The sequence below is a fragment of the Microbacterium sp. genome (assembly GCF_047972865.1).
GTDB lineage: Bacteria > Actinomycetota > Actinomycetes > Actinomycetales > Microbacteriaceae > Microbacterium.
Window position 1 is genome coordinate 17,163 of record NZ_JBKEAY010000015.1, and the last position, 13,541, is coordinate 30,703.

Consider the following 13,541-nt stretch of genomic DNA (forward strand, 5'->3'; position numbering starts at 1 on the left):
ACTCCTTCTGGTGTGGATGATGCAGGCGGGCCCGCTCGTCAGTGGGCGGCCAGCGCGGCGGCGACGACCCCGAGGCCCTCGTCCAGCAGCGCGTCGTCGATGGACAGCGGCGGCAGGAAGCGGATGACGTTGCCGTAGGTGCCGCACGTGAGCACGATGACCCCTTCCGCGATGCAGGCGCTCGCGATCGCGGCGGTGAGCGCGCCGTCGGGGGCGCCGGTGACCGGGTCGGCGAACTCCAGCGCCATCATGGCGCCGCGGCCGCGCACGTCGGCGATGCGGGGGTCGTCCTGCTGCGCCGCGGTGAAGCGGGCACGGATGCGGTCGCCGATCTGCTGCGCGCGCGTGGCGAGCCCGTCGGTCTCGTACGCCTCGATGGCGGCGAGCGCTGCCGCGCACGCGACCGGGTTGCCACCGTAAGTGCCGCCCAGTCCGCTGCGGTGGACGGCATCCATCATCTCGGCCCGCCCCGTGACGGCCGCCAGCGGCATGCCCCCAGCGATCCCCTTGGCCGTGGTCACCAGGTCGGGCACGATGCCGAACAGCTCGCTGGCGAACATGGCTCCGGTGCGGGCGAACCCGGACTGCACCTCGTCGGCGATGAAGACGACGTCGTTCGCGGTGCACCAGTCGACGACGGCGTTGAGAAATCCGTCGGCCGGGACAACGAATCCGCCTTCGCCCTGGATGGGCTCGATGATGACGGCGGCGAGGTTTTCGGCGCCGATCTGCTTCTCGATGAGGCCGATCGCACGTGCCGCGGCATCCGGCCCGCTGAGTCCGTCGTGCAGCGGATACGACCCCGGCACGCGGTAGATCTCGGGTGCGAACGGGCCGAAGCCGCTCTTGTAGGGCATGGATTTGGCGGTGAGCGCCATCGTGAGGTTGGTGCGCCCGTGGTAGGCGTGGTCGAATGCGACGACGGCGGAGCGGCCGGTGTGCGTGCGCGCGATCTTGACGGCGTTCTCGACGGCTTCGGAGCCGGAGTTGAACAGTGCGCTCTTTTTGGCGTGGTCGCCGGGGGTGAGACGGTTGAGGGCTTCGGCGACGGCGACGTACTGCTCGTAGGGCGAGATCATGAAGCAGGTGTGCGTGAACTGGGCGGCCTGCGCGGAGATCGCCTCGACGACGCGGGGGTGCGCCGCCCCGACGGTCGTGACGGCGATGCCCGACCCGAGGTCGATGAGCGAGTTGCCGTCGGCGTCGACGACGACTCCTCCCCCGGCGGCCACGGCGGCCACGGGGACCGCGTGCCCGACGCCGGCCGAGACGGCCGCCGCCTTGCGATCGAGCAGCTCCTGCGAACGGGGGCCGGGGATGGACGTGACGAGCCGGCGCTCCTGGCGGAGTGCGGGCCCGCCGAGGGGGACGGCGATGTCTACGGTCATGACGACCAGGCTAGGAGCGGGCCGGTTACGTCGTCGCTCGCCGGAGCGTATATTTCCGGGGTAAGCATGTACACGCAGGAGGGTGACGGGATGGTGGGCGCGCCGCAACCGACGTTGCATGCCCTGCTCGCGCGGCGGGACCTGGATCTGCGTCTGGTGTCCGATCCCGATGCGCTCGCGGACGGGGCGCTCGACGCGCCGCTGCGCTGGGTGCACAGCTCCGACCTGATCGACCCGACCGCGTTCCTCACCGACGGCCTGCTGCTGCTGACCACAGGCACGCAGCTCGTCGACGACGACGAGGTGGCGCGCGCGTATGTCGATCGGCTCGCGGCGCGGGGGGTGCGCGGACTGGGTTTCGGGACCGAGGTCGCGCGAGTGGGGATGCCGGCATCCCTCGAACGCGCGTGTGCCGGGGCGCGTATGCCGTTGGTCGAAGTGCCTTACCGCACGCCGTTCATCGCGGTGGCGCGGGCCAACGCCGAGGCGATCGCGGCGCAGTCGTACGCGCGGCGCACGTGGGCGCTGGACGCCCAGCGCGCCATCTCGCGCGCGGCGCTGCGCCCGGACGGGTTGCGGGCGACCGTCACCGAACTCGCGCAACGTCTGGAGGTGTGGGTGGGCCTGTTCGACGCCGCCGGTGATCGGGTGCACGAGCATCCTGCCGGCGCGGTCGACGCCCCCACACACCGGGAGCTCTCGCGCGAGGTGGACCGGCTGCTGTACAAGGGAACCGGGGCGGGCGTGCGGCTGGCGGTGGGTGATCAGGCGTTCTCGATGCAGACGCTCGGGCACGGCGGTCGGCTCAGCGGTGTGATCGTGACGTCCGGCGCACCGCCGGCGTCGGAGGCGCGCGACCTGGTGACCGCCGTCACGGCGTTGGCCGAGTTGGCGCTCGCGCACAACGTCGCGCTGGCCGGGGCGCACGAAGCGTTGCGCGAGGCTCTGGCGACGTTGCTGCTGGGCGGGCACGCCGACGTGGTCGCTCGGGTCGCGGCGCAGGCCTGGGGGCCGTTGCCGCCCGCGCCGTTCACGGTGGCGTGGGCGAGCGTGCCGGACAGTGCCGCCGCCGTGCTCTCGGATCGCCTCGAGCTGTACGCGCACGAGCATCCGGTGTTCTTCGGCCGGGTCGACGAGGGGATGCTGGTGATCGCGCCCGACGGCGCGGCGGCGACGTGGGTGGCCGACACGTTCGATGCGACCGTGGGGGTGTCCACCGCGCGCGATCTGCCCGGCGTCGGCGACGCCTACCGCGAAGCGCGCACGGCGCACGGCCGCGCGCGACCCGGCGCGGCGGTCTCGTTCGACGACGCGGCCGCGGCCGGGAGGCTCGGCGCTTTACACACCGCCGAGGCCCGTGCCCTCGCGGCGCACCATCTGCGGCGACTGCGTGAGCACGACCTCGACCACGGCGCGGCGCTGGAGGAGACCCTGCGCACCTGGCTGGCTCAGGACGCGCAGCTGGATGCCGCCGCCCGCGTGCTCGGCGTGCATCGCCACACCGTGCGGGCCCGCGTGCACCAGGCCGAGCAGTTGCTCGACAGCGACCTGTCGTCGTTCCCTGCCCGCGCCCAGCTGTGGGCCGCCTTTGCCGCGCTGGCGTGAGCGACGCCGAACTCCCTCTCCACGCTGAGCCGGGGGGCGACGTCGGCAGTTGCTCAGTCGCGCAACCGGGCTCCCTTCGCGGCGCTGAAACCGGACTCCCCGTTCATCTTCAGCCCGCGCAATTGTGAGAGCATCAACAGCACCGGAGATTTCACCCGTCTGACACAGCTGGTCAAACTCCTCATGCGGTCGGCGCACGGACGGTGTCACCCGTCCCCCGGAGCGGTGCGAAGCGCTGCCAGCAGCGCTTCGAGGCCGGTGGCAAGCGCTGCCCGGTCCTGATCGCTCATGGCGTCGAAAACCCCGCAGGTGCGCTGCGACAGCGCCTGGGCCATGTCACGGTGCAGGCGGCGCCCTTGCTCGGTGATGGTCACCATGACCACCCGGCGATTGCCCGGATCGCGGTCACGTTCGACGGCGCCGCGCTCGACCAGTGATGCCACCAGTCTGCTGGCGGTGGACTTGTCCACTCGGACGAGATCGGCGAGTTCCTGCTGGCTGCGCGGTCCCTCGTGGTCGACGTGATGCAGGAGGAGGGTTTCGGTCAGCGACAGTCGCTCCCCGACCGGCAGCGACGTGACGACCTGATCGCCCTGCCTCATGAACTCCACCAGCAGCGCGTTGAGGTGCTCGTGTTCTCCATGGTCTTTCTCCACGTACACCTCACTTGTTCAGAACAACAGTTGTTACACACAACTGTTGTGCTAGGTTGATCTGGACAGTTGCACTGTACAACCAAGGAGGCGACGATGGCGCACCACACCCACGCGACGATGGACGAGAACTACACCTCGGCGCAGGCCCATCGCTACGACCGGACGGCCGGGCTTGCCCGCGGCATGTATCGCCGGATCGCCCAGGACGCCGGCGGCGCTCTCCCCGCTGGGTCCCGCATCGTCGACATCGGCACCGGCCCGGGGAGGCTCGTTGCCGCCATCGCCTCCCTGCGACCCGATGTGCGCGTCATCGGGGTGGATCCGGCGCCCGCGATGGCTGCTCGCGCCGAACTACGGCTGGCGCGGTTCGACCATGCCGAGGTCCGGGTGGCGACGGCTGAGGAGTTGCCCTTCGACGGGGCACAGGTCGATCTGGTGGTGTCGTCGTTCGCGCTCCACCACTGGCGTGACCCTCGCCAGGGAGGCGCCGAGATTCGACGAGTCCTCGCTCCGACGGGGAGCGTCCGGATCTACGACATGGCGTTCGCAGACTTCGCCGGGCTCCAGGCCGGCCTGCGGCCCTCATCTCACCCCGTCCCCGTCGATCGCTTCGCGCTGACCCCGCTAGGGTTCCCTGCGATCCATCGGCTGTCGCTCTAGCCGCACCGACACCCGTCGCCGCACGCGCAACCGTCTGCGCAGCCGCACTGCGCGCTACGGCGCCCGTGGGCCTGCGCGGATTCGGGGACGTCCATCGCCGGATTCACATCCATGAACCCGTACGGCTTGAACCAGAAGCCCGCGTAGTCGACGGGCATGATCGGCCAGTCTTCGGGGCGCGGAATATGGGTGAGACCGAAGGTGTGCCACAGCACCAGGTCTTCACCATCGATGCTGCGGTCGTCCTCGGTGTAGGCGGGAAGCCCCGCCCCGCCCTGGTGCGCGTTCGGATAGCGGCCGGCCGGCCACCGTTCGTCGCGGTCGTACGCGGTGGCCCACAGGTGTTTCGTGGCGAACGTGGCCCGGTCAGCGACCGACGACCCGGGATCGGCCATCAGCAGCGCCGTCGGCTGCGGGATGAGATGGTAGGCGGTCGGCTTGCCGACGTAGTTCTTCGTCGACGCCGAACGCACCTCCCACACGCGGGCGGCGCCGGCATCGGCCTCGCGCTGGGCCTCGTGCTCGGTGCGCAACGGCGTCTCGGTCCAGGTGAACGCGTTGCCGAACGGGTTGCGCTCCCCCATCGGGATGCGCGCGGCGTCGACCTCGACGAGCTGATTGTCCTCACCGTCGATCGCGACGTCCAGGCGCGCGCAGAACAGGTGCTGGTGCACCGGGGCGAACACGGTCGGGGCGATCTCGGCGGCATGCGGATTGTGCGCCCCGTGCTCGCCGGCGCCGACGAACACGATGCCGGTGGCTTTGGCCTCGACCTGGATCGACCCGTCGAGGTAGAAGTACCAGTAGAACCCGTAGTCGTAGTTGCCGACCGTCGCGAAGTACGACACCACCAGCCGCCGCGAGCGCCGCACCTCGGCACCGATGCCCGGTTCGGTGTGCTTCCAGAGGATGCCGTAGTCCTCCTCGTGCATGCACACGACGTTCGGAATGAGGGTGGGGTTGCCGTAGTCGTCGGCGACGTGCCCGTCGAAGTAGTGGATGACGCCCAGACAGTCACACCCCAGGGCCAGCGGGTTCGCGCTCTTGCCCAGCAGATACTCGCCGGCGTCGAAATAGCTGATCCAGAAACGCGTCGGCGAGGTGTCGCCGTAGGGAACGACCATCTCGGGGATGCTGGCGCGCGACAGCACCGACCGGCCGCCGAACGAGACCTCGTGCAGGACCAGTCCTTCGCGGGCATTGAAATCGACGCGCAGCGACCAGCCCTCCCAGTCCACACGGTGACCGTCGACGCGGAAGCTCGGCCCCTCGGGCTGCGTGATCTCGATCGGCTTGAGCGAGGTGCGCGGCGGACCGACGACCTCGGGGGTGTACATACCGCTGGCCGACGGCACCGGCACGTCGCCGTGGTCCTCCACCACGATGACCTCGTCGGTGACCAGATCGATGTGGGCGATCAGCCCCTCGACCGGGTGCGCCCACGGGTTGTCGCCCTCGCTGTCGCGCAGGAAGGTCAGCGAGCGGATCACGCGACGGCCGACCTCGGTGGGGCGGCCGACGAAACCGGGCGCCAGCGGAGACCCGTACGCGAGCGCCATCCGGTCTTCGAGGCCCCGCCGCCGCATCGCAGCCTGCCACTGCGGCGAGGCCTTCATGATCTGCTGCACCCGCTCGTACTCCTCGAACAGGTACTGCGGCTGGCCGTACGGCGGCGCCGAGGCGTCGTGCACGCGCTGGGCATCCACCACGCCGCGAGTGATCGAGACGATCGCTTCGACGACGCCGCCGGTGTCGACGGCCATCAGGGTCACCTCGACCCGGCGATCGACCGGCTCACCCTCGCGCCAGCCCGCCACCTCTGCCTTCTCCGGCTCGTGCGGCAACAACATCGGCACCCGCACCGAGTCTGACAGGAGTCCCCCGGCAACCAGGATCTCGCGCGTACGAGCGATCTCCTCGCCGGTCAACGGATCGAGCGGGTGGATCCCTCCCCGCGCAGAATCCTCCCGTGTCCCGGCCACCATCGCCTCATTCGACATCGCAGACGCCTCCGATCGGTTTCGTTCACTATGGGCCATCCCGGCCCGCGCTGTCGCGTACCGGACGAGGTCGACCCCGGATTCTGTGGAACCGTCAAATCGGAGGGCGAGTCTTGCCCGTTTTCGCGATAGTCCCCTCTCCCGCCGCGGGTTACCGTCGGTCGCGAACACGCAGATCCCGTCACCCTCGATGCACCAGTGGAGGCACTCGCATGGACCCCCGTTCTGCCGTCCTCGTCTCGGCCGCACGCACCCCGATGGGCAAGTTCGGCGGCGCCCTCCGGGATGTCGCCGCCGTCGATTTGGGCGCCGTCGCCGTCCGCGAAGCCCTCGACCGCGCCGCGAACCCGAGTGTGGACCAGGTGTACCTCGCCAACGTCGTGCAGGCCGGTAACGGCCAGAACCCGGCGCGCTCGGCCGGAGTGCGCGGCGGCGTGGCCCGAACGGTCCCGGCGACCACGCTCAACGACGTCTGCATCGCGAGCATGACGGCGACGGGGCTGGCGGCCACCCAGATCCGTGCGGGCGAGATCGACAGCGCCGTCGTGGGCGGTTTCGACTCCATGAGCCGGGCGCTGCACGGTGTGCAGCTGCGTCAGGCGAAGCGATACGGCGACGCCCCGCTGATCGATCTGCTGCAGCGGGACGGACTGTGGTGCGCGCTCGCCGACGAAGGCATGGGCCCCATCTCCGAGCGGGCCAACCGCGATCACGGGATCACCCGCGCACAGCAGGACGAGATCGCGGCCGAGAGCCATGCCCGGGCTGCCACGTCGACCGCGAGCGGACGGCTGCGGCGGGAACTGGCCGCGATGCCCGAACTCGACCACGACGAGGGAGTGCGCCCCGATACGACGATGGAGCGCCTGGCGGGCCTGCGCGCGGCGTTCGCCGCCGACGGCAGCATCACCGCCGGCAACGCGTCGCAGATGTCGGATGCCGGGGCCGCCGGTGTGCTCATGGCCGCCGAGACCGCCCGGGCGCACGGCGTGACCCCGATGGTCGAGGTGATCGGACGGGCCACCGTCGCCGGACCCGACGTCAGCCTGCACACCAAGCCCGCGGCGGCCGCGTACGCGCTGCTGCGCCGGCACGGCCTGACGGCCGCCGACATCGGGCTGTGGGAGATCAACGAGGCGTTCGCGGGAGTCGTCGCCGCCTCGATGGCAGACCTGGGGATCGGGTACGACGTCGTCAACGTCAACGGAGGTGCGATCGCGCTGGGTCACCCGCTGGGCGCGTCGGGATTCCGCACCATCATGACGCTGGCGTACGAGATGGCCGACCGAGAGGCTGAGTTCGGCGTCGCCACGATGTGCGGCGGCGGCGGGCAGGGCCAGGCGGTGTTGCTGCGCCTGCCGCGGTGACCGGCTCCCACCCGACGACGCCCCGCTGACGCACAGACAGGACAACGACATGGACAAGACCTCCGCATCGGCGCTGGAGGCCGTACACGACATTCCCGACGGCGCCTCCATCGCGGTGGGCGGTTTCGGGCTGGTGGGCGTGCCGATCATGCTGATCCGTGCCCTGAAGGAACGCGGCATCCGCGACCTCGAGATCATCTCCAACAACTGCGGCGTCGACGACTGGGGACTGGGCGAACTGCTCTCAGGCCACCAGATCCGGCGCATGATCTCGTCGTACGTCGGCGAGAACAAGGAGTTCGCGCGTCAGTACCTCAGCGGCGAGATCGAACTCGAGTTCGCACCGCAGGGAACCCTCGCCGAACGGCTTCGCGCCGGCGGCTCCGGCATCCCCGCCTTCTACACCGCCTCGGGGGTCGGCACACTGTTCGCCGAGGGCGGGCTGCCGTGGCGGTATCGAGACGGCGAGGTCGTCGTCGCCTCGCCGACCCGGCCCACGGCCGTGTTCTCGTCGCTCGGGCCGGAACGGGAGTACGTGCTCGAAGAGGCCATCGCGCCCGACTACGCGCTCGTGCGCGCCGAACGCGGCGACCGGCACGGAAACCTGGTGTTCGCCCGGGCCACCCGAGCGTTCAACCCGATCATCGCGATGGCCGGGCGTACCACGATCGCCGAGGTCGTCGATCTGGTCGAACCTGGCCAGATCGACCCGGACGACGTGCACCTGCCGGGAATCTACGTGCACCGCATCGTGCAGCAGACCCCGCAGATCGCCACCGACCTGCCGATGGAGCGCCGCACCACCCGCCCGGCGACCGATGTCGCACACCAGGAAGGCGACACAGCATGACTCTCACCCGCCCGCAAATGGCCGCGCGCGCCGCCCTCGAACTCCCCGAGGACGCCTACGTCAACCTCGGTCTCGGGCTGCCCACGCTGATCCCCAACTACGTCCCCGAGGGGCGCCACGTCATCCTGCACTCCGAGAACGGCATCCTCGGCGTCGGTCCGTACCCGATCGAGGGAGAAGAGGACCCGAAGCTGATCAACGCGGGCAAGGAGACCGTCACCGTGCAACCGGGCGCGGCGTTCTTCGACTCCAGCATGAGCTTCGGGATGATCCGCGCCGGCAAGCTCGACGTGACCGTGCTCGGCGGCATGCAGGTGTCGGCGCGCGGCGACCTCGCCAACTGGGCGGTGCCCGGCCAGATGATCAAGGGCCCCGGCGGGGCAGTCGACCTCGTGCAGGGCGTCAAGAAGGTGGTGCTGCTGATGGAGCACACGACCCGCACCGGAGAGTTGCGCGTCCTCCGCGAGTGCACCCTGCCGCTGACCGGGCGGGGCGTGATCGACCGCATCATCACCAACATGGCCGTGATGGACGTGACCGCCGACGGTCTGCTGCTGCGAGAGATCGCGCCGGGGCTGACCGTCGAGGACGTTCAGGCGGTCACCGAGCCGACGTTGCTGCTCGCCGCGGAGGTGACGGAGATGACCGCGAACGACCTGTCGGCGACGGGAGTGGCCGGGTGAGGGGACGACACGCGGTCGTGGGCATCGCCGAACTCGCCCCGCAACGCACCACCCCCGGGTTCACGACGCTAGAGATGATCGCCCGTGTCGCGCGGCGCGCCGCCGCCGACGCGGGGATCGAACCCTCCCAGATCGACGGTCTGATGGTCGGCCCGCACGTCGGCGAGACGGCGCAGCACGTGCCGGCGACCGTGGCCGAATACCTGGGACTGCAGCCGACGTTCGCCGACATCGTCGACCTCGGTGGGGCCAGTGGAGCGGGGATGCTGTGGCGTGCGGCCGCCGCGATCGAGGCCGGCATGGCCACGACGGTGCTGTGCGTGCTCGGCAACAGCCGCGACCCCCAGGTCGTGCACCGCTCCCCCAATCGCAACCCGATTCGCGAGTTCGATGTGCCGTACGGGGCAAGCGGCGCGAACCAGGCCTACGCGATGGTCGCCACAGCGCACATGGCCCACTACGGCACGACACCCGAGCAACTCGCTGCCGTCCCCGTCGGGCAACGCCACAACGCGCGTCTCAACCCCGACGCGGTGTTCCACGGTGAGCCGATCACGATCGACGACGTGCTCGGCTCACCGATGGTGATGTCGCCGCTGCACCTGCTCGAGATCGTCATGCCGTGCGGTGGGGGCGCCGCCGTCATCGTGACCTCCACCGACCGGGCGCGGCATCTGCCGCATCCGCCGGTGCTGCTGCTCGGTGCGGGGGAACGGGTCACCCACCGGGCTCTCAGCCAGGCACCCGCGCTGACCACGTCCCCACTGGCGCGCGCGATCCCGGCCGCCTACCGGGCCGCGGGGGTCACGGCATCGGACATCGACCTGTTGAGCATCTACGACTGCTACTCGATCGTCGTGGCGATCACCCTCGAGGACGGCGGTTTCGTCGCCAAGGGCGAGTCCGGCCCCTGGCTGGCGGAAGCCGATCTCGGGGCCTGGGGAGCGCTGCCGATCAATCCGCACGGCGGTCAGCTCGCGTGCGGGCAGGCCGATCTGGCCGGCGGCATGGGGCACATCGTCGAGGCGGTGCGCCAGTTGCGCGGCACCGCCGGGGCCCGGCAGGTGCCGTCGGCCGACCTGGCCCTGGTCACCGGCAACGGCGCGACCCTCAGCGAAGAGGTCGCCCTCGTCCTCGGAGGTCCGAACACATGACCGCAGTCGCCCCCGCCGTCCCCAAACCCGCGCTCACGACGATCGCGCGCACGCAGCCCTGGTGGGATGCCGCCGCCGCGGGCCGTCTGCTGCTGCAGCGGTGCGCGGGCTGCGGTCACACCCAGCACTACCCGCGGGTAATCTGCGGTTCCTGCTGGTCGGAGGATCTGCAGTGGGTCGAGTCGGCGGGAACTGGGGCGGTGCGCACGCTCACGGTCGCGCACGTGCCCGGCCATCCGGCCTGGCGACCGGACGCACCGTACGTGCTCGCCCTGGTGCGACTCGACGAGGGGCCGTGCCTCATGACGAACATCGTTGGCTGTCCGGTCGAGGCGGTCACCGTCGACGCGCGCGTGCGCATGGCCACCACCGCCGAGACGACCGAGCCGGGACTCATCCAGTTCGTGCTCGACGCGTAGCGGGACGGCCATGTGCGCGGACCGGCCGGCTGAACAGCGGACTGCGGGACTACGCGTACCGAAGCACCGCTTCGCGAATCGCGTCAGTGTGCTCGTATATCTGCTCGAGTGAGTCCAGGGGATGACGGGTCTCAGTCTTGGACTCATCGAGCAAGCCCAGGTACTTCTGCCTTCCGTTGAAGTGCAGACGGGCAATCGGCTTGCGGTTGTTGTCGTCCAGCAGCACGGCGAAATAGCTCTTCTGATCACGCTGTGCCACTCGTTGTGGCTTGACCTCAGCGCACGCGATCGCCTTCACGATCTGGTAACCCTCGAGTTCTTCGAGAGTCGTCTCGATCTCCGTGTCGCGGGCAAGGTCGTTCTCAACGATCGGTTCGCTGGCGAGAGCGCGTACATCCTCAGACGTCGTTCCGGTACCGAGTGCTGCCTTCAAGCGGTCGTTGACACTCTCCGTCAGGAACTGTTTCGAGGCCTTCACGACCAGCGTGGTGAACTGTTCGCGTACACGCTGTGTAAAGGAACCCTCGTAAACCCGAGTGGTAAAGAACCTGATCCATTCGTCGGACGGTTCGTGAAACTGCTTTGCAATCTCGCGCTTGAGTGCACCAAGGTACTTCAGTTCTTCGGCTGCATTGATGATCGACTCAAGATCGAAACTCTCCTTGCTGAGCTTCTGCAGTTCAGGGACCAACATGTCGTCGACGTCGCGAAGATCCAGGACGAGGAAGGGTTTCGAGTCCATCCGGTTGGGCGCATCAAGATCCGTGTAGAACTGCCAGACGACTCCGTTCGTCAGGGCGGCGATCCGAGCATTCGTGACGGCGAAGTAGCGGAAGAGCTGGGACGCGTGCTCAAGCTGCAGTTCGCCGAGCGACGCCTTGCACTCGATCAGGATCTGGACTTCACCATCGCGAACAATCGCGTAGTCGACCTTCTCGCCCTTTTTCGTCCCGACATCGGCGTTGAACTCCGGAACCACTTCAAGCGGGTCGAAGACGTCGTACCCCAAGATCGAAGAGATGAACGGCATGACGAACGCGTTCTTTGTTGCTTCTTCGGTGCCGATCGCGTCAGCCTGGTTCTCTATCTTGGTTGCCAACGCGGCAAGACGTTCCGCGAAACTCATTCTCTCTCGTTTCTCGTACCCCGTTCGAATACAACAAGTTCCCCAGGCATCGAACATATCGACCGACGACCGTCGCTCATGGCCACAAGCGCGGCGTGTTCGCCGCTCTCTCGATCACCTCGCATCAGCGCTTCGAGACGGTGGTTGCACGGGGAGCCGGAGGAGATGTCGGAACCCCCTCGTAGGGTGGCGGTATGTCGCAGGTCGTGTTGGTTGATCGGGATCCCCATCCCGTGCTCGACGGTGTCGGGTGGGTCGTGGAGGCCGCCGACATGGTCACGGTGTTCGCGGCGCACCGGTTCCGGCGCACCTGGGCCTACGTGCGCGAGACGCGCGAGGACGCGCTTCGTGACGCGTCGATGGATCGGGCCCTGGCCGACCGCTCGGTGCGGTTGGAACTCGCCGCCGCCCTGCGGGTGACCGAATACGCCGCGGGCCGGCTCATGTTGGTCGCCGAAGCGCTCGCGGTCCGCTACCCGGAAGTGCTCGACTGTCTGGATCGCGCCGAGACCACGGTGGCCCATGCCGAGCACCTCGTCGACGAACTCGACGGTATCGACGACCCGCGCATCCGTGACCGCATCTACCCCCAGGCGACGGCCGCGGCACGAGAACTCCCGATGGGCACGTTCCGGCGCACCCTGCGCCGTCTCATCGACACCGAGACCGCCGACCAGCGGGCGCAGCGCCACGAACGCGCTCTGACCCAACGACGCGTCTGGGTGGAACCCGCCCCCGACTCGATGGCCTGGCTGTCCGCACTGGTCCCGGCCGTCGAAGCCCGCGCCATCCACAACCGTATGACCGCGCTGGCCACCGCCCTCACCGACACCGACGACGACCGCACGATCGACCAACGCCGGGCCGATGTCCTGTGCGACCTGCTCATCGACGGCGAAACCGCATCTCTCCCGGACGCGCTCCGGGGAATCCGCCCGACCGTCGCCGTCACCTGCCCCGTGCTGACCCTGCTCGGCCACCCCGGGGCAGGTCCGGGCGTCGTCGACGGTGTCGGACCGATCCCCGACGCCGTGGCTCGCGCGCTTGCCGGTGCGGCAGACGGCTGGATGCGGGTCCTGACACACCCCGAGACCGGAACGGTGCTCTCGGTCGGGCGCACTCTGTACCGCCCGCCCGCCGCGCTGCGCCGGCTGGTCAGGTGGCGTTCGCCGCGCTGCGTCGCCCCCGGATGCGGCATGCCCGCCGACCGCTGCGACCTCGATCACACCATCGCGTGGGAGCACGGTGGTCACACCGCGGCCGACAACCTTGCTCCCGCGTGCCGCGGCCATCACATCCTGAAACACCACACACGCTGGCGCATCGAGCCCCTGGGCGGCGGCACGATGCAATGGACCTCCCCCAGCGGCCGCCGGTACCTCGTCGAACCCGAACGAAGAACACCCGCCTTCACGCCCGCGCCGCCGGGCACGCCTAGCGACCCCGAGCCCGACACACCACCCTTCTAGGACGGCGTAGTTCCTACGCCCGCGGAGGATCCGGTGCCATGGGCGCCTACACCATATCGCACAACGCGAACCGCGAGGTCGTGCCGTCGCCGCTGCGCCGGACGACCAAGGCCTCGCCGCCCAGCTCGGTCAACCACACCCGGGCCGTCCCGACGCGCGCTGGC

Annotated in this window: 12 protein-coding genes; 8 read left to right on the forward strand and 4 right to left on the reverse strand. The window is 69.4% G+C overall.

All coding sequences use genetic code 11. The features are described from left to right. Nucleotides 1-38: 38 nt before the first annotated feature. Nucleotides 39-1,388, reverse strand: a complete 1,350-nt coding sequence (gabT, locus tag ACK5KK_RS00820; RefSeq protein WP_416888194.1) for a 4-aminobutyrate--2-oxoglutarate transaminase — start codon at nt 1,386-1,388, stop codon at nt 39-41. A 90-nt stretch (nt 1,389-1,478) separates the two neighbouring features. On the opposite strand from gabT, the gene ACK5KK_RS00825 reads away from it, so the two are divergent. Further along, nucleotides 1,479-2,993: a PucR family transcriptional regulator ligand-binding domain-containing protein gene (locus ACK5KK_RS00825; protein ID WP_416888195.1), complete on the forward strand. Its 1,515-nt coding sequence runs from the start codon at nt 1,479-1,481 to the stop codon at nt 2,991-2,993. A 206-nt stretch (nt 2,994-3,199) separates the two neighbouring features. On the opposite strand, the gene ACK5KK_RS00830 is transcribed toward ACK5KK_RS00825, so the two are convergent. Continuing rightward, nucleotides 3,200-3,649, reverse strand: coding sequence for a MarR family winged helix-turn-helix transcriptional regulator (locus ACK5KK_RS00830; RefSeq protein WP_416888196.1), 450 nt, complete (start codon nt 3,647-3,649; stop codon nt 3,200-3,202). 93 nt (nt 3,650-3,742) lie between these two features. Between ACK5KK_RS00830 and ACK5KK_RS00835 the strand changes: the two genes are divergently transcribed. Continuing rightward, nucleotides 3,743-4,309: a class I SAM-dependent methyltransferase gene (locus ACK5KK_RS00835; RefSeq protein WP_416888197.1), complete on the forward strand. Its 567-nt coding sequence runs from the start codon at nt 3,743-3,745 to the stop codon at nt 4,307-4,309. Here the strand turns inward: ACK5KK_RS00835 and ACK5KK_RS00840 are convergent. Then, nucleotides 4,306-6,294 carry a primary-amine oxidase gene (locus tag ACK5KK_RS00840; protein WP_416888198.1) on the reverse strand — a complete coding sequence of 663 codons (1,989 nt, stop codon included), beginning with the start codon at nt 6,292-6,294 and terminating at the stop codon, nt 4,306-4,308. The genes ACK5KK_RS00835 and ACK5KK_RS00840 overlap by 4 nt on opposite strands. A gap of 227 nt (nt 6,295-6,521) precedes the next feature. On the opposite strand from ACK5KK_RS00840, the gene ACK5KK_RS00845 reads away from it, so the two are divergent. From ACK5KK_RS00845 to ACK5KK_RS00865, 5 genes are read left to right on the forward strand one after another with little or no spacing between them, the layout of a single operon-like run. Beyond that, nucleotides 6,522-7,676 carry an acetyl-CoA C-acyltransferase gene (locus tag ACK5KK_RS00845; protein WP_416888199.1) on the forward strand — a complete coding sequence of 385 codons (1,155 nt, stop codon included), beginning with the start codon at nt 6,522-6,524 and terminating at the stop codon, nt 7,674-7,676. A 49-nt stretch (nt 7,677-7,725) separates the two neighbouring features. Further along, entirely contained in the window at nt 7,726-8,526 is an 801-nt protein-coding gene (locus tag ACK5KK_RS00850) for a CoA transferase subunit A (protein ID WP_416888200.1), read from the forward strand. Continuing rightward, the gene (locus ACK5KK_RS00855) at nt 8,523-9,209 is read left to right on the forward strand and encodes a 3-oxoacid CoA-transferase subunit B (RefSeq protein WP_416888201.1); all 687 of its coding nucleotides are present in this window, start codon (nt 8,523-8,525) and stop codon (nt 9,207-9,209) included. The genes ACK5KK_RS00850 and ACK5KK_RS00855 overlap by 4 nt, the downstream gene beginning before the upstream one ends. Further along, the gene (locus tag ACK5KK_RS00860; RefSeq protein WP_416888202.1) at nt 9,206-10,363 is read left to right on the forward strand and encodes a thiolase family protein; all 1,158 of its coding nucleotides are present in this window, start codon (nt 9,206-9,208) and stop codon (nt 10,361-10,363) included. Before ACK5KK_RS00855 ends, ACK5KK_RS00860 begins: the two co-directional genes overlap by 4 nt. Continuing rightward, complete coding sequence (locus ACK5KK_RS00865) at nt 10,360-10,782, forward strand: Zn-ribbon domain-containing OB-fold protein (protein ID WP_416888203.1); 423 nt, start codon at nt 10,360-10,362, stop codon at nt 10,780-10,782. The genes ACK5KK_RS00860 and ACK5KK_RS00865 overlap by 4 nt, the downstream gene beginning before the upstream one ends. 49 nt (nt 10,783-10,831) lie before the next feature. Here ACK5KK_RS00865 and ACK5KK_RS00870 read toward each other — a convergent pair whose 3' ends face one another. Continuing rightward, complete coding sequence (locus tag ACK5KK_RS00870) at nt 10,832-11,908, reverse strand: type I restriction endonuclease (RefSeq protein WP_416888204.1); 1,077 nt, start codon at nt 11,906-11,908, stop codon at nt 10,832-10,834. Nucleotides 11,909-12,102: 194 nt separating this feature from the next. Here ACK5KK_RS00870 and ACK5KK_RS00875 point away from each other — a divergent pair, with 194 nt between their 5' ends. Further along, nucleotides 12,103-13,377 carry a DUF222 domain-containing protein gene (locus ACK5KK_RS00875; RefSeq protein WP_416888205.1) on the forward strand — a complete coding sequence of 425 codons (1,275 nt, stop codon included), beginning with the start codon at nt 12,103-12,105 and terminating at the stop codon, nt 13,375-13,377. Nucleotides 13,378-13,541: the final 164 nt, after the last annotated feature.